We start from the raw sequence: 15,043 nt of genomic DNA, 5'->3' as shown, positions 1-15,043 counted from the left end.
ACGAAGGTCACGCTTTTCACGGCTGGGCGGCGAGCAGTGAGCCGAGCGCGCGGAGGTGCGTGATCGCGGTCCCGAACGTGAACTCGAGGCGTTTCGCGGCGGCGAAGTAGCGGTGGAGCGGGTGGTCGACGTCGATGCCGACCCCGCCGTGGACGTGGACCGCGGAGTGGGCGACGCGGTGCCCGGCCTCGGCGGCCCAGAATTTCGCGGTCGCGACCTTCTCGGCGGCGCCGGGGCCGCCGTCGAGCACCTGCCAGGCCGCCTGCCAGAGCGTGAGCCGCACGGCGTCGACGTCCATGTAGGCCTCGGCGAGGCGCTGCCGGACCGCTTGGAATGACCCGATCGGGTGGCCGAACTGCTCCCGTTCGCGGGCGTACGCGGCCGTGAGCTCCAGCGCGCGCTCCAGGACGCCCAGTTGCTGCGCGCAGACGCCGACCGTGCCACGCAGCCGGACCCACTCGGGCGAGCCGGGCAGCGGCTCGGCCTGGACTTCGTCGAGTTCGAGCAGCGCGGCGTCGGCGTTGTCGATGGTCTGCTGCGTGGAGACGGTGACCCCGGGCGCGGACCGCTCGACCAGGAACAGCCGATCGGAGGCCGCGACGAGGAAGCCGTCCGCGAACGCGCCGAACGGCACGGCCGTCTGCGCGCCCGAGAGCACTGCTCCGTCGGCGGTGAACCCGTCGAGCGCCACGGCCAGCGACTGCTCGCCGCGCAGGACCGGCACGACCCACTTCTCGGTCAACCGGCCGTCGCCCGCTTCGGCCACCGCGGCGGCCGCCATGGTGACGCTGGTCAGGTAGGGCACGGGCGCGACCGCCCTGCCGATCTCGATGAGCACCGAGCATTGCTCCAGCAGGCCGAACCCGCCGCCGCCCGCCGAGGACGGCAGCGCCGCGTCGACGATGCCGGAGCGCGCCAGCGTCGTCCACAGCGCGGCGTCGAACCCGCCGGTGCCGTGCGGCTCCCAGGTGGTCACGCGGTCGGTGAGGATCTTGCGGGTCAGGCCGCCCAGGTCGTTCTGGGCTTCGGTCAAAGTGAAGTCCACTGGAATCCAATCCTTGGCGCGCAGCGCCTCCGTTGAGGGCGGCGGGGGGTCCTTAGCGGGTGACGGGGAGGCCGAGCGCGGTCGCGGCGATGATGTCGCGCTGGACCTCGTTCGTGCCGCCGCCGAAGGTCAGGATCAGCGCGGACCGGTGCAGCCGTTCGATCCGGCCGCGCAGCAGCGCGCCGGGCGAGCCCTCGCGCACGACCGCGCCGGCGCCGAGCACCTCCATCAGCAGCCGGTAGGCCTCGATCGCGAACTCGGTGCCGAACACCTTCGTCGCCGACGCGTCGGCCGGGCCGAGGTCGTCCGTCGACGCGATCTTCCAGTTGCGCAGCTTCAGGTACTCCGCGCCGGCGTGCACCCTGGCGAGATGGGTCTGCACCCATTCCTGGTCGATCACCCGGCCGCCGCTGGGGAGCGTCGCCGAGCGCGCCCAGTCGAGCACCTCGCCGAGCGAGGTCTGGATCGGCGCGGCGGAAGTCAGCGCGACCCGCTCGTGGTTGAGCTGGTTGGTGATCAGCGGCCAGCCCTCGTTCTCGCCCGCGATCCGCGCGTCGACGGGCACGCGCACGTCCGAGTAGTAGGTCGCGCTGGTGCCGGGACCGGCGACCGTGCGGACCTTCGTCCACGAGAAGCCCTCGGCGGTGGTCGGCACGACGAGGATCGACAGGCCCTTGTGCTTACGCGCGTCCGGATCCGTGCGCACGGCGAGCCACACGTAGTCGGCGTACTCGATCAGGCTGGTCCACATCTTCTGGCCGTTGACCACGTACTCGTCACCGTCGCGGACCGCCCGGGTGCGCAGTGACGCCAGGTCGGTGCCCGCGCCAGGCTCCGAGTAGCCGATCGAGAAGTGCAGCTCGCCCGCGGCGATGCGCGGCAGGTAGAACGCCTTCTGTTCTTCGGTGCCGAAACGCATGATCGTCGGGCCGACGGTGTTGACCGTCAGGAACGGCACCGGCACGCCGGCCGCGGCGGCCTCGTCGGTGAAGATGAGCTGATCGAACAGTGGCCTCGCCTGCCCGCCGTACTCCTCCGGCCAGCCGATCGCGAGCCAGCCGTCGCGGCCGAGATCACGGACGATCTGCTTGTACACCAAGCCATCCCCGTACTCCGCGCGGCCGCTGCCCAGTGCCTCGCGGCGCTCGGGCGTCATCAGCCCGGCGAAGTACGAGCGCAGCTCGTCGCGGAGCTTCTGCTGCTCCGGCGTGTAGTCGATCCGCATCCGTTACCTCCACGCGCCGCCGGTCGTTGTGGTGGGCGTACCGTCACCCGTACTACTGTAGAACCTGTTCTAGTTGTACCAGTACGGCCGGACTGGAGGAAGCGTGGAGATCGGTGTCGATCGCGACCTGTGTGAGGCCAACGCCGTCTGTGTCGGGCTGGCGCCGGAGGTCTTCGACCTGGATGACGACGAGGAGCTGGTCATCGACGCGTCGCACGCCGAAGCAGAAGTAGAACGTGTTTCGGCTGCGGTGCATGCCTGCCCGAAGAATGCGCTGTTCATGCGTGGTTAAGTCGACCTTGCCATGAACAAGAACAGATTCTAGTCTGGGTGCCGGACTGCGAGGAGGCATCCCGGGTGAGAGCGGCCGTACTGAACGCGATCGGCGACGACGAGCTGGAGTTGCGCGACGACGTGACCACCGTCGACCCCGGCCCGCGCGAGGTCCGGATCCGCGTGCGTGCCTCGGGGATCTGCCACAGCGACCTGTCCGCCATGGACGGCACGCTTCCGGCGCTCGCCCCTGGCGTCGTCGGCCACGAAGGCGCGGGCGAGGTGCTCGAAGTCGGCTCGGCGGTGGACCATCTCGCGCCGGGCGATCACGTCACGCTGTCCTTCGTCCCGCCGTGCGGCTCCTGCGCGAGCTGCCTGCGCGGCGAGCCGTACCTCTGCGCGGTCCACGCGATCGCCGCGTTCACCACGCCGCGCTTCCGTGTCGGCACGATGCCGGCTTTCGGCTACGCGGGACTCGGCACGTTCGCCGACGAGGTGGTGCTCCCGGCTTGCGGCGCGGTCAAAATCGACCCGGACGTGCCGTTCGAGACGGCCGCGCTGATCGCCTGCGGGGTGCTGACCGGCGTCGGCGCCGTGCTCAACACGGCCAAGGTGCCGCCGGGCGCGGCGGTCGTGGTCCTCGGCTGCGGCGGTGTCGGCATCTCGGTCATCCAGGGCGCGCGCATCGCGGGTGCCGCCGCGATCGTCGCCGTCGACCCGGTCGAAGCCAAGCACGCGGGCGCGCGCCGGTTCGGCGCGACCCACGTGACCACCCCGGACGGACTCGACGAGATCAAACAGCAGGTCACCGGCTTCGAGGGGTTCGACTACGCCTTCGACGTCGTCGGCCACCCGCCGACGATCCGCGCCGCGTGGGACAGCGTGCGCCGCGGCGGTTCGGTGGTGATCGTCGGTGCGGGCCGCTGCGACGCCATGGTCGAGTTCAACGCGCAGGAACTCTTCTTGCACGACAAGAAGATCCTCGGCTCGTTCTACGGCTCGTCGCAGGTGCACCGCGACACTGGCCGCATGCTGAAGCTCTGGCGCGCCGGGCTGCTCGACCTCGACGGCATGATCTCGCGCCGGATCGGCTTCACCGACATCAACAACGCACTCGGCGTGCTGCGACAAGGCGGCACGGACGTCATACGCCAGGTGGTGACACTCAAGTGAGTCTCGAAGGTAAAGCCGCGATCGTCACCGGGGCCGGTGCCGGACTGGGCCGGGCCGAAGCGCTCGCACTCGCGAAAGCGGGCGCGAGCGTGGTGGTCAACGACCTCGCGGGCGCCGCGGACACGGTCGAAGAGATCGAAGCGGGCGGGGGTAAAGCTCTTGCCATAGCCGGTGACATCTCGAAGCGGCCGACGGCGGACGCCTTGCTCGACGCGGCGGTCGAGCACTTCGGCGGCCTGCACATCGTCGTCAACAACGCGGGCGTGCTGCGCGACCGCATGTTGTTCAGCATGTCCGACGAGGACTGGGACCTCGTGCTCGACGTCCACCTGCGCGGGCATTTCCTGCTGTCGCGCAACGCCGCGAAGTACTGGCGTGACAAGTCCAAAGTGGACGGAGGACCGGTGTACGGCCGCCTGGTCAACACCGCCTCCGAGGCATTCCTCATCGGCTCGCCCGGCCAGCCCAACTATTCGGCCGCCAAGGCGGGCATCGCCGCGCTCACCATCTCCGCGGCCAGGGGACTGGCCAAATACGGCGTCCGCGCCAACGTGATCTGCCCCCGCGCGCGCACCGCGATGACCAAGGACGTCTTCGGCGAAGCGCCCGAAGAAGGCGTCGACCCGTTGTCGGTCGACCACGTCGCCCCGTTCGTCGCTTTCCTCGCCTCGCCGGAAGCAGGCGAGATCAACGGCCAGGTGTTCGTGGTGCACGGCGGCATGGTCTTGCTACTGACCCCGCCGTCGATCGAAAAGCGGTTCGACGCGGGCGCCGACATCGGCGGCTACTTCGCCGGACGTGACCCGAAGCGGATGTTCGCGGCCGACGACGTGCTGGCGGAGTCGACTTGACGAACGGTCACTTCGTCATGTCGACGGCCTTCTCCGAGGGCTGAAACGGTGCTCGTACCACTGACTGAGGAGCTGATGTGATGGGCAGGCTCGACGACAAGGTCGCACTGATCACCGGAGCGGCGGCAGGCCAGGGCGAGGCGGCCGCGCGCGCCTACGTCAAAGAAGGCGCGAAGGTGCTGCTCACCGATGTCAACGACGGCGACGGCAAGCGGGTCGCCGACGAGATCGGCGCGCTGTACCAGCATCTCGACATCGGCTCGGAGGAAGACTGGGCCGCCGCGATCGACCGTGTGCTGACCGAGTACGGCAAGGTCAACGTGCTGGTCAACAACGCGGGCATCCTGCACTTCTCCGAACTCGGCAAGACCTCGCTCGCCGACTACGAGCGGGTCATCAGGATCAACCAGACCGGAACGTTTCTCGGGATGCGTTCGGTCGTTGAACCGATGACGGAGGCCGGTGGCGGCTCCATCATCAACGTGTCCTCTGTGGAGGGACTGGCCGGTATGCCGTACCTCATCGCCTACACCGCGAGCAAGTTCGCGATCCGCGGGATGACCAAGGTGGCGGCGATGGAACTCGGCGCGAAGAACATCCGGGTCAATTCGGTCCACCCCGGGATGATCGAGACGAACATGGTGGCCACCGCGACGGGCGCCGAAGTGGACCTGCGCCGGTTCGCGAAGAAGGTCGCGCTGGGCCGGATGGGTCAACCCGAGGAGATCGCCCAGCTGGTGGTATTCCTCGGCAGTGACGACAGTTCTTACTCCACCGGCGCCGAATTCGTCGCCGATGGCGGCGCCACGGCGACACATGCGCTCAAATTCGGTTAGGAGGCGTTAGGGTAAACGCCGCTAACCGAACTGGCGGAACGACATGCGCAAGACTCGCAACGACGCGGGAAACCTTGGTGGCACGGAGGTTCGATGAGCGAGACCGTCAAGGTCACGGGAACGGCCGCGCTCACCCAGGTCGGGCGGCTGGCCACGCTCTCGTGGGAAGTGCTGCGCGCGATGTTCCGGCGGCCGTTCCAGGTCAGGGAATGGATCGAACAATGCTGGTTCTTCGCCAGCGTCACGATCCTCCCGACGGCCTTGGTGGCGATCCCGTTCGGCGCGGTCATCGCGCTGCAGCTCGGTTCGCTCACCCAGCAGATCGGCGCGCAGTCGTTCACCGGCGCGGCCAGCGCGCTCGCGATCGTGCAGCAGGCCGCGCCGCTGATCACCGCGCTGCTGGTCGCGGGCGCGGGCGGCAGCGCGGTCTGCGCGGACATCGGCGCGCGCAAGATCCGCGAAGAGATCGACGCGATGGAAGTGCTCGGCGTCAACCCGGTCCAGCGGCTGATCGTGCCGAGGGTCTTGGCGGCGATCGTCGTTTCGGTGCTGCTCAACGGCTTGGTCAGCGTCGTCGGCGTGCTCGGCGGGTACTTCTTCAACGTGGTCATGCAGGGCGGCACGCCCGGCGCGTACCTCGCCAGTTTCAATGCGCTCGCGCAGCTGCCCGATCTCTGGATCAGCGAGATCAAGGCGTTGCTGTACGGCTTCGTGGCCGGTGTCGTCGCCGCCTTCCGCGGGCTCAACCCGTCCGGCGGGCCGAAAGGTGTCGGTGACGCGGTCAACCAGGCCGTGGTCATCACGTTCCTGCTGTTGTTCTTGATCAACGTCGTGCTGACCGCGATCTACCTGAAGATCGTGCCCGCGAAGGCGTTGTGATGGCCACCGACCGCACACTGGAGATCATCGCGAGGCCGGGAGCGAGCCTCGAGGGCTTCGGCGAGCAGCTCTCGTTCTACTTCCGCGCGCTCGCGTGGGCGCCCCGGACGATCCGCCGCTACACCAGGGAGACGCTGCGGCTGCTGACCGAGGTCATCTTCGGCACCGGCGGGCTCGCGGTCATCGGCGGCACGCTCGGCGTGATGATCGGGATGACCATGTTCACCGGGCTCATCGTCGGCCTGCAGGGCTACGCCGCGCTGAACCAGCTCGGCACGGCCGCGCTGACCGGGTTCATCTCGGCCTACTTCAACACGCGTGAGGTCGCGCCGCTCTCGGCGGGTCTCGCGCTTTCGGCGACGGTCGGCTGCGGATTCACCGCGCAGCTCGGCGCCATGCGGATCTCCGAGGAGATCGACGCGCTCGAGGTGATGGGCGTGCCGAGCCTGCCGTATCTGGTCACCACACGCGTGCTGGCCGGGGTCGCCGCGGTGATCCCGTTGTACGCGGTCGGCCTGCTGAGTTCGTATCTTGCTTCGCGGCAGATCACCGTGTGGCTGTACGGCCAGTCCGCGGGCACGTACGACCATTACTTCTCGCTGTTCTTACCGCCGGAAGACGTGCTCTGGTCGTTTCTCAAGGTGATGGTGTTCGCGACGATCGTGATCCTGTCCCATTGCTACTACGGCTTCACCGCGAAAGGTGGCCCGGCCGGGGTGGGCATCGCGGTGGGCCGCGCGGTGCGGACGTCCATCGTGGTCATCTCGGTGCTCGACTTCTTCCTCAGTTTGGCCATCTGGGGCGCGACCACGACGGTGAGGATCTCCGGATGAACCGCGGGATCCTGCTCAAGCGGCTGCGGCACCAGGTGCTGGGGCTGGCTTTCCTGCTCGTGGTCGCGTTGTTCTTCGTGGTGACTGTCGCGTTCTACAAAAAGGCCTTCACCACGGTCGAAAACGTCACGCTGGAGACCGACCACATCGGCAACCAGATGCGGGTCGGCGCGGACGTGAAGATCCGGGGAATGATCGTCGGCGAGGTCAGGACCATCCAGGCGTACGGCGACCACGCGACGCTCGGGCTCGCGTTGCAGCCGGACAAGATCGGCGTCATCCCGCAGAACGTCTCGGCCCGGCTGCTGCCGAAAACCCTGTTCGGCGAAAGGTATGTGTCGCTGCAGGTGCCGGAAAACCCGGCGCGTCACATCGCCGATGGCGACGTCATCCCGCAGGACCGCTCCAGCTCGGCGATCGAGCTGGAGAAGGTGCTCGGCGACGTTCTCCCGTTGCTGCAAGCGGTTCAGCCGCAGAAGCTGTCCAGCACCCTGACGGCCGTGTCGACCGCTTTGGACGGACGGGGCAAGCAGCTCGGCGAAACCCTGGTCCAGCTGTCGGACTACCTCGGCAAGCTCAATCCCTCGCTGCCGGACTTGAAGGCCGACATCACCGGGCTGGCGAATGTGTCCGATGTGTACACCAAAGCCGCGCCCGATCTGCTGGAAGCCTTGGCCGACCTGACGACCACCACTCAGACCATTGTGGACAAACGGCAGGGGCTCGACGATCTGTACGCCACCGTCACCACCGCCTCGGTCGACCTGTCGACTTTCCTCGAGGTCAATTCCGGCAACCTCATCCGGCTCACCACGGCCGTCCAGCCGACGCTGGACGTGCTCGCCAAGTACGCGCCCGAGTACCCGTGCCTGTTCCGTCAGCTCGCCGAGTCCGTGCCGGACGCCGAGCTGGCCTTCGGCAAGGGCACCGCGCATCCGGAGGTCAGCCGGGTGACCATCGAGTTCACCTCCAGCCGCGGCAAGTACCTGCCGGGTGTCGACGAGCCGAAGTGGCAGGACAAGCGCGGCCCTCGGTGCTATCCGAAGGTGCCGAGGCCGGGGAAGTGGCCGCAGTATCCGCCGGACGGTGCGATCAAGGACGGGTCGACCAAGCCCGCGCCGCCGCGCTCGCCGTCCGGCTTCCCGGGTGGCGGGTCCACTGTGGTCGGTTCGGCCGACGAACTCGCGCTGATCAACCTGCTGACCGCGCCCGCCATGGGCGTTTCGCCGGAGGCCGTGCCGGGCTGGGGAAGCCTGCTGGTCGGGCCGCTGTACCGCGGGGCCGAGGTGGAGCTCAAGTGAACCGGACCATGCCCGCGCTCTTCAAGATCCTGATCTTCGCCGCGGTCACGGTGCTGCTGACCGGGATCCTCGGCGCGACCATCGCCAACACCAACTTCGGCGTCACGTCCGGCTATCTCGCGCGGTTCACCGACGCGTCCGGGCTGCAGGAGGGCGACGACGTCCGCATCGTCGGCGTCAAGGTCGGGCAGGTCGGCGAGATCAAGGTGTCGCAAGGGGAACCGAACTACGCGGAGGTCCGGTTCGACATCCAGTCGGCGTACAAACTTCCCGAATCGGTGACCGCGACGATCAAGTATCGCAACCTCGTCGGGCAGCGGTACCTGGCGCTGAACACCGACGTCGACGACGGCCGCGTGCTGCCCGAAGGCGGGACGATCCCGCCGGAACGCACCAAGCCCGCGCTGAACCTCACGGTGCTGTTCAACGGGTTCAAGCCGTTGTTCCAGGCGCTGAACCCCGAGGACGTCAACAAACTGTCCTACGAGATCATCCAGGTCTTCCAAGGCGAAGGCGGCACGATCGCGAGCCTGCTCGCGCACACCGCCTCGGTCACCACGACGATCGCCGGGCGCGACAAGGTGATCGGTCAGGTCATCGACAACCTCAACACCGTGCTCGGCACGGTCAACCAGCACGCGCCGCAGCTCGGTGATCTCATCGACCAGACACAGCGTCTGGTCAGCGGCCTCGCCGAACAGCGCAAGCCGATCGGTGAGGCCGTATCCGCGCTCGGTGAGCTGACCGTGACCACCTCCGGCCTGCTCGCCGACGCGCGGCCGGCGTTGAAAGAGGACATCACGCAGCTCGGCAATCTTTCCGACAATCTCAACGACTCCGGGCAGCTGATCGATCATCTGCTGCAGGTGCTGCCGTCGAATCTGCAGAAGTTCACCAGGACCTTGAGCTATGGCAGCTGGTTCAACTACTACCTGTGCGGGATCAACGGCCGGATCGGCGTCTCGGCGCTGAACATCCAGCTGCCGATCGTGCCGATCCCCGGCACCCAGCGGGCCGAGAGGTGCGGACCGTGAAACCACTCAAGCAACGCAACCAGGCGGCGGTCGGCGGCGTGACCCTCGTGCTGCTGACGCTGGTCGTGATCGCCACCTACTTCTCGGACCGCATCCCGTTGTTCGGCAACGGCACGACGTACGCTGCCTACTTCGCCGAGTCCGCCGGGCTCGCGCCGGAGAACGAGGTGGAGGTCGCCGGGGTCAAGGTCGGCCAGGTGACCTCGGTTTCCTTGGCAGGCAAGAAAGTCCTGGTCAAGTTCCGGGTCAAGGACACGCGTGTCGGCGACACGAGCACTGCGTCGATCGAGATCAAGACCCTGCTCGGTGAGAAGTACCTGGCGCTGCGGTCCTCAGGGGCGGGGAATCAGGACCCGAACGTCGCGATCCCGGTGCAGCGCACCCGGACGCCGTTCGAGTTGCAGGACGCGTTCAAGCAGCTGTCGAGCACAGTCGGGGACATCAACACGCAGCAGCTCGCTGACAGTTTCAACGTTCTCTCGGACAGTCTCAAGGACAGCCCGCAGCATATGAAGGACGCGCTGACCGGGCTCTCGTCGTTGTCGAAGACGGTGTCCTCGCGTGATCAGCAGCTCAAGCAGCTGCTGGCGAACACGAGTGGTGTCTCGAAAACGCTGGCCGACCGCAACGCGCAATTGCAGCGGATCATCAGCGACGGTGACCTGCTGCTCGCCGAACTGCAGAGCCGCAAGGACGCGATCAGCGCGTTGCTGAAGGGCACGCAGCAGCTTTCGGCGCAGCTGTCCGGGCTGGTCGCCGACAACCGGCAGCAGCTCAAGCCGACGCTGGAGAAGCTCGGCAAGGTGACGGATGTGTTGCAGCGCAACCAGGACAACCTCGCGCACAGTCTCGCGCTGATGGCGCCCTTCGCCCGCGTCGGCGCGAACGCGACCGGCAACGGCCGCTGGTTCGAAGGATATCTCTGCGGGCTGCTGCCGCCGACGATCACCGCGCTCGGGCTGCACATCAACCCGGAGGGCTGCACGCCGCCGATCGCCGCGCCGAACCAGGGGGTGGGCGGCCGATGACCATCGACACCCGCGCCCGCCGCAGCGTCTACACCTACCTCGCGTTCGCCTGCGTGGTCGCGCTCGTGCTGACCGGCGGACTCTGGTTCGTGCTGCGCGAGCAAAGCGGCACCCGGCTGAGCGCGTACTTCGGCAAGACCGTCGGCCTGTACGCGGGCTCGTCGGTGCGGGTGCTCGGTATCAAGGTCGGCGAGATCACCGCGGTGACGCCGCAGGGCGCGGCCGTGCGGGTCGACATGCGCGTTGATTCCGGAGTGGACATTCCCGCCGACGCGGGTGCCGTGGTGGTCGCACCTTCGCTGGTCAGCGACCGGTACGTGCAGCTCACGCCCGCCTATGACAGCGGCCCGGTGATGGCTTCGGGGACAGTGATCGGCAAGGAGCGCACGGCCACCCCGGTCGAACTGGACGATCTCTACACCAGCCTCGACAAGCTGTCGAGCAGCCTGGGACCCAATGGCGCCAACAAGAATGGCGCGCTGTCCGGGGCGCTCGACACGGCGGCGGCCAACCTGGACGGCAACGGCGAGAACCTCAACAGCACGGTGACCAGGCTCGCCGAGCTGGCGAAGACCCTAGACGGCTCCAAGGACGATCTGTTCTCGACGGTGGAGAACCTGAACTCGTTCACGCACGCACTGTCCGAAAGCGACCGTCAGCTCAACTCGTTCTACACGCGAGCCGCGCAGGTCACCGGTTTCCTGGCCGAGGATTCGGCGGACGTCGGCGCGGCACTGTCCTCACTGGCGTCGTCCTTGGGTGAGGTGCAGGGGTTCGTCGAGGAGAACAAGGACCTGCTGGCATCCAATGTAGACAAATTGACCGGCCTGACGAAGGTGCTGGTGGATCAGCGCGCCGCGCTCGCCGAGGTGCTCGATCTCGCGCCGCTCGGCGCGACCAACTTCATCAATTCGTACGACGCGGCCTCGGGCACGATCGCGGTGCGCGACAATCTCAATGAGCTGACGCATCCACCGGTGCTCACGCTGTGCAGGCTGATCAGCGCGGGCACGCCCAAGGAGGTCCCGGACGTCGTCGGCAACCTCTGCAAGCACCTCGCGCCGGTGCTCGACGGCACACTGAAGCTGCCGTCCGTCCCGCAGGTCATCTCGTCGCTGACGCAAGGCCAGCTGCCGCCGCTGCCGTTGCCGCTCGCCGATGTGCTCTCGCAGCTGTCGGGAGGTGCGCCGCGATGAAACGGATCGCCGGGGTGCTCGCCGGGGTACTGACGCTCGCCGCGTGCAGCAGCGGCGGATTTTCGGGACTGTACAACACTTCCCTGCCGGGTGGCGCCGACCTCGGCGAGCACCCGTATCGCATCACGGCGCAGTTCTCCGACGTGCTCGACCTGGTGCCGCAGGCGAGCGTGAAGGTCAACGACGTCGCGATCGGCCGGGTCGAGAAGATCGAGCTGTCGCCGGACACGCACTCGGCCCTGGTGACGCTGCTGGTCAACGGCGACGTCCCGCTGCCGTCGAACGCGGGCGCCGAGCTGCGGCAGTCCAGCCTGCTGGGTGAGAAGTTCGTCGACCTGCATCCGCCACGCTCGGAGCAGCCGGCGGGCAAGCTGGGGGAGGGCGCGCGGATCCCGCTCGCGCGGACGAACCGCAACCCCGAGGTCGAAGAGGTGCTCGGGGCGTTGTCGCTGCTGTTGAACGGCGGCGGTGTCGAACAGCTGCAGAAGATCAGCCACGAGCTGAACGACGCCCTGGCGGGCAACGAGCCCGAGATCCGCGCGCTGCTGGCGCATGTCGACCAGCTCGCGACCGAATTGGACGGACACAAAGGACAGATTGTCCGCGCGATCGACGGCCTCGACAAGCTTTCGTCCACCTTGGCCGCCCAGCAGGGCAACCTGACCACGGCGGTCGACAACCTCGCGCCCGGCCTCAAGGTCGTCGCCGATCAGCGCGACGAGCTGGTCGGCATGCTGCAAGCGCTGAACCGGCTGTCCACGGTCGCGGTCGACACGGTGAAGAAGAGCGGCGATCAGCTCGTCGACAACCTTCGTACCTTGCAGCCGACGTTGCAGAAGCTCGTCGAGTCCGGCCAGAACCTGCCGAAGGCGTTGCAGATCCTGCTGACATACCCGTTCCCCGACTACGCGGGCAATGTGGTCAAGGGCGACTACGCGAACGTCGAGGCCACTGTGGACCTTCAGCTGGACACCCTGTTGGAGAACCTGACCAGCTCGTCGCAGCCGTTCCTGCCGATCCCGGGCCTTTCCGGCTCGGGCCCGGCGACACCGAACGTGCCGCAGATTCCGCTGCCGCTGCCCGCCACCGATCCGCTGGGCGACCTGCTCAAGGGCCTGCTCGGGGGTGGCCGATGATCACCAGGAAGCATCGGGTCCAGCTGCTGCTGTTCGTGCTGCTGGCCGTGTCCACAGTGGTCTACACGGGCGCGAACTACGCGGGCCTCGACCGGCTTTTCGGCGCGCGCGGCTACGTCGTCACGGCTCAGCTGGCCGACTCCGGCGGCATTTTCGTGAACTCCGAGGTCGCGTACCGGGGCGTCGCGGTCGGCAAGGTCGCGTCGATGACGCTGACCCCGCAGGGCGTCAACCTGGAACTCGACATCGACTCCGACGCCCCGCCCATCCCGGCGGACACCCGCGCGGTGGTGGCGAACCGGTCGGCGGTCGGCGAGCAGTACGTCGACCTGGAGCCGCAGCACGAGAACGGTCCGTACCTGAAAGACGGATCGGTGATCACGCAGGCGCAGACGTCGATCCCGCTCTCCCCGGACACGGTGCTCAGCAGCCTCGACAAGCTCGTGTCGAGCGTGCACCCGGAATCACTGCGCACGGTCGTCGACGAGACGTACAAGGCGTTCGCGGGGGCGGGCCCCGATCTCCAGAAGCTCTTGGACAGCACGGGTTCCTTGACGTCTGTGGCCACCCAGTACCTTCCGCAGACGCAAGGCCTGCTCGCGGACGCCAAGGTCGTGCTGGACACCCAGCAGCGCCAGTCGGCGAACATCACGTCGTTCGCGTCGGGGCTGAAGACCATCACCGAGCAGCTCAAGAAGTCCGACCCGGACCTGCGCAAGGTCATCGACGACGCGCCCAAGCTGAGCCGCCAGATCACCGACGTGCTGACCACGTCCGGCTCCGACCTGGGCGTCGTGATCGCCAACCTGCTGACCACCGCGCAGATCACGTCGTCGCGCACCGGCGCGGTCGAGGAACTGCTCGTGGCCTACCCGATCATCTCGGCCTTCTCGCCGTCGACGTCGGGCGACGGCACGGGTCACTTGGGCGTGGTGCTGAACTTCTTCGACCCGATCTCCTGTACCAAGGGTTACGAAGGCACGAAGCAGCGTCCGGCCAACGACGTCACCGAGGCTCCCGTGAACGTCAAGGCTTATTGCGCCGAGCCGCCCGGCAGCCCCACTGGCGTCCGTGGCTCTCAGAACGCGCCCTTCGCGGGTAAGCCCGCCCCTTTCCCTGATAAGCCTTCTCAACCGGCTCCCTCCGCTCCGCAGCTTCCTGGCGTACTAAGCCTTGCGACAGCGGGCCGTCCTGGCGGGCTGGGCCCGCTGCTGGGGTTGCCGAAGTGAGGCTTCTGGTCGTCCTGACGGCGTTGGCCGTGCTCGCCGCCGGCTGGTTCGGCTGGTCCTGGTGGTCAGCCGCCCACGACGACGGCGTCTCGATTGCCCGCGACCGCGACGCGGTGCTGGCCGCGGCCTCGGCGGAATTGGTCGTCCTCAACACGATCGACCACCGCACGGCCGCGGCCGATGTCGACAAGTGGATCGCCGCCACCACCGGCCGCCTCGGCAAAGACCTCACGGACGACCGCCAGGTCCAGATCGACCGCGCCGCCTCAACGCAAGCGGTCGCCTCGGCGGTCCTGAAACAGGCCGCCGTGACCGAGGTGAACCCGGCCGCCGGGACCGCCCGGATCATCGCGGTCCTGGACGTCCTCGTCGGCACCGGCGGCGCCGCACCCGCCCCGAACGTGTCCAGGCTGAACGTCGACCTGGAGCGCACCGGCGACGGCTGGAAGGTCTCAGGAATCCAGGCGGCCGCGAAATGACCCGCACGCCGCTTCTGGTCGCCCTGCTCGTGTTCGCGGGCTGCGCGGGCTGGTTCGCCTTCGAGGCCGCCTCGGTCCGTTCGCTCGACAATGCCGCACTCGCCGACACCCGCGCGACCGCCGAAGTCATCGACCAGGTCGGCGCGGGCGTCAAAGCCGTGTTCTCCTACGACTACGCCAACCTCTCCCGCACCGAACGCGCGGCCTCGGACGTCCTCACCGGCACGGCCGTCACGCAATACCGCACCGATTTCGCGGCAGCCCGCACCCAGGCCGAGGCGGGCAAACTGGTCCGCACGACCACGATCCGCTCCATCGGCGTTCAGACCCTGCGCGGCGACGACGCGACCTTGCTCTTGTTCCTGGATCAGCAAACCCTGCACACGGAATCGAACCAGCAGGAATCCACGGCCGCCCAGCTCACCGTCACCGCCCACCGCACGGACGGCCGCTGGAAACTGACCGCGTTGACCCCGCTCTAGGTCGTGAGTGCTGCGGCCGGTTCTAACCGGCGAAAACACTCAC

16 protein-coding genes are annotated in these 15,043 nt (G+C 67.8%); 14 read left to right on the top strand and 2 right to left on the bottom strand.

Translation table 11 applies throughout. The features are described from left to right. Positions 1–16 precede the first annotated feature (16 nt). Positions 17–1,045 carry an acyl-CoA dehydrogenase family protein gene (locus tag BLV57_RS33740; protein WP_091296184.1) on the bottom strand — a complete coding sequence of 343 codons (1,029 nt, stop codon included), beginning with the start codon at positions 1,043–1,045 and terminating at the stop codon, positions 17–19. A gap of 52 nt (positions 1,046–1,097) precedes the next feature. After that, on the bottom strand, positions 1,098–2,270 hold the full coding sequence (locus BLV57_RS33735) for an acyl-CoA dehydrogenase family protein (protein WP_091296182.1): 1,173 nt from the start codon (positions 2,268–2,270) through the stop codon (positions 1,098–1,100). Between the two features lie 103 nt (positions 2,271–2,373). Here BLV57_RS33735 and BLV57_RS33730 point away from each other — a divergent pair, with 103 nt between their 5' ends. The 14 genes from BLV57_RS33730 (at position 2,374) to BLV57_RS33665 (ending at position 15,000) form a co-directional block, all read left to right on the top strand. Next, entirely contained in the window at positions 2,374–2,562 is a 189-nt protein-coding gene (locus tag BLV57_RS33730) for a ferredoxin (RefSeq protein WP_091296180.1), read from the top strand. Between the two features lie 65 nt (positions 2,563–2,627). Next, positions 2,628–3,716 carry a zinc-binding dehydrogenase gene (locus BLV57_RS33725; protein WP_091296178.1) on the top strand — a complete coding sequence of 363 codons (1,089 nt, stop codon included), beginning with the start codon at positions 2,628–2,630 and terminating at the stop codon, positions 3,714–3,716. Beyond that, on the top strand, positions 3,713–4,567 hold the full coding sequence (locus BLV57_RS33720) for a 3-oxoacyl-ACP reductase (protein WP_091296175.1): 855 nt from the start codon (positions 3,713–3,715) through the stop codon (positions 4,565–4,567). The genes BLV57_RS33725 and BLV57_RS33720 overlap by 4 nt, the downstream gene beginning before the upstream one ends. Positions 4,568–4,647: 80 nt before the next feature. After that, the gene (locus tag BLV57_RS33715) at positions 4,648–5,403 is read left to right on the top strand and encodes a glucose 1-dehydrogenase (protein ID WP_091296173.1); all 756 of its coding nucleotides are present in this window, start codon (positions 4,648–4,650) and stop codon (positions 5,401–5,403) included. Positions 5,404–5,496: 93 nt separating this feature from the next. Further along, positions 5,497–6,282, top strand: a complete 786-nt coding sequence (locus BLV57_RS33710) for an MlaE family ABC transporter permease (protein WP_091296171.1) — start codon at positions 5,497–5,499, stop codon at positions 6,280–6,282. Continuing rightward, positions 6,282–7,115, top strand: a complete 834-nt coding sequence (locus BLV57_RS33705; protein WP_091296169.1) for an MlaE family ABC transporter permease — start codon at positions 6,282–6,284, stop codon at positions 7,113–7,115. Before BLV57_RS33710 ends, BLV57_RS33705 begins: the two co-directional genes overlap by 1 nt. After that, positions 7,112–8,416: an MCE family protein gene (locus BLV57_RS33700; protein ID WP_091296167.1), complete on the top strand. Its 1,305-nt coding sequence runs from the start codon at positions 7,112–7,114 to the stop codon at positions 8,414–8,416. The genes BLV57_RS33705 and BLV57_RS33700 overlap by 4 nt, the downstream gene beginning before the upstream one ends. Before the next feature lie 8 nt (positions 8,417–8,424). Then, the gene (locus tag BLV57_RS33695; protein ID WP_425426062.1) at positions 8,425–9,450 is read left to right on the top strand and encodes an MCE family protein; all 1,026 of its coding nucleotides are present in this window, start codon (positions 8,425–8,427) and stop codon (positions 9,448–9,450) included. Next, entirely contained in the window at positions 9,447–10,478 is a 1,032-nt protein-coding gene (locus BLV57_RS33690) for an MCE family protein (RefSeq protein WP_176968929.1), read from the top strand. The genes BLV57_RS33695 and BLV57_RS33690 overlap by 4 nt, the downstream gene beginning before the upstream one ends. After that, positions 10,475–11,674, top strand: a complete 1,200-nt coding sequence (locus BLV57_RS33685) for an MCE family protein (RefSeq protein ID WP_091296159.1) — start codon at positions 10,475–10,477, stop codon at positions 11,672–11,674. The genes BLV57_RS33690 and BLV57_RS33685 overlap by 4 nt, the downstream gene beginning before the upstream one ends. Continuing rightward, positions 11,671–12,810, top strand: a complete 1,140-nt coding sequence (locus BLV57_RS33680; RefSeq protein ID WP_091296157.1) for an MCE family protein — start codon at positions 11,671–11,673, stop codon at positions 12,808–12,810. The genes BLV57_RS33685 and BLV57_RS33680 overlap by 4 nt, the downstream gene beginning before the upstream one ends. Continuing rightward, complete coding sequence (locus BLV57_RS33675; protein ID WP_176968928.1) at positions 12,807–14,039, top strand: MCE family protein; 1,233 nt, start codon at positions 12,807–12,809, stop codon at positions 14,037–14,039. Before BLV57_RS33680 ends, BLV57_RS33675 begins: the two co-directional genes overlap by 4 nt. Then, positions 14,036–14,518, top strand: coding sequence for a hypothetical protein (locus BLV57_RS33670; RefSeq protein WP_091296154.1), 483 nt, complete (start codon positions 14,036–14,038; stop codon positions 14,516–14,518). The genes BLV57_RS33675 and BLV57_RS33670 overlap by 4 nt, the downstream gene beginning before the upstream one ends. After that, on the top strand, positions 14,515–15,000 hold the full coding sequence (locus BLV57_RS33665) for a hypothetical protein (RefSeq protein WP_091296153.1): 486 nt from the start codon (positions 14,515–14,517) through the stop codon (positions 14,998–15,000). The genes BLV57_RS33670 and BLV57_RS33665 overlap by 4 nt, the downstream gene beginning before the upstream one ends. The last annotated feature ends 43 nt before the right edge of the window (positions 15,001–15,043 follow it).

The organism is Amycolatopsis xylanica, from assembly GCF_900107045.1.
Taxonomy (GTDB): Bacteria; Actinomycetota; Actinomycetes; order Mycobacteriales; family Pseudonocardiaceae; genus Amycolatopsis; species Amycolatopsis xylanica.
The sequence above is the reverse complement of the archived record's forward strand: the minus strand, read 5'-3'. Positions and strand labels throughout refer to the sequence as shown.

What these genes read in the sequence shown, in the direction of transcription:
- BLV57_RS33735 (WP_091296182.1), bottom strand. Translation starts at nt 2,270, where the DNA reads ATGCGGATCGACTACACGCCGGAGCAGCAGAAGCTCCGCGACGAGCTG.
- BLV57_RS33715 (WP_091296173.1), top strand. Translation starts at nt 4,648, where the DNA reads ATGGGCAGGCTCGACGACAAGGTCGCACTGATCACCGGAGCGGCGGCA.
- BLV57_RS33710 (WP_091296171.1), top strand. Translation starts at nt 5,497, where the DNA reads ATGAGCGAGACCGTCAAGGTCACGGGAACGGCCGCGCTCACCCAGGTC.
- BLV57_RS33705 (WP_091296169.1), top strand. Translation starts at nt 6,282, where the DNA reads ATGGCCACCGACCGCACACTGGAGATCATCGCGAGGCCGGGAGCGAGC.
- BLV57_RS33700 (WP_091296167.1), top strand. Translation starts at nt 7,112, where the DNA reads ATGAACCGCGGGATCCTGCTCAAGCGGCTGCGGCACCAGGTGCTGGGG.
- BLV57_RS33695 (WP_425426062.1), top strand. Translation starts at nt 8,425, where the DNA reads ATGCCCGCGCTCTTCAAGATCCTGATCTTCGCCGCGGTCACGGTGCTG.
- BLV57_RS33685 (WP_091296159.1), top strand. Translation starts at nt 10,475, where the DNA reads ATGACCATCGACACCCGCGCCCGCCGCAGCGTCTACACCTACCTCGCG.
- BLV57_RS33680 (WP_091296157.1), top strand. Translation starts at nt 11,671, where the DNA reads ATGAAACGGATCGCCGGGGTGCTCGCCGGGGTACTGACGCTCGCCGCG.
- BLV57_RS33675 (WP_176968928.1), top strand. Translation starts at nt 12,807, where the DNA reads ATGATCACCAGGAAGCATCGGGTCCAGCTGCTGCTGTTCGTGCTGCTG.
- BLV57_RS33665 (WP_091296153.1), top strand. Translation starts at nt 14,515, where the DNA reads ATGACCCGCACGCCGCTTCTGGTCGCCCTGCTCGTGTTCGCGGGCTGC.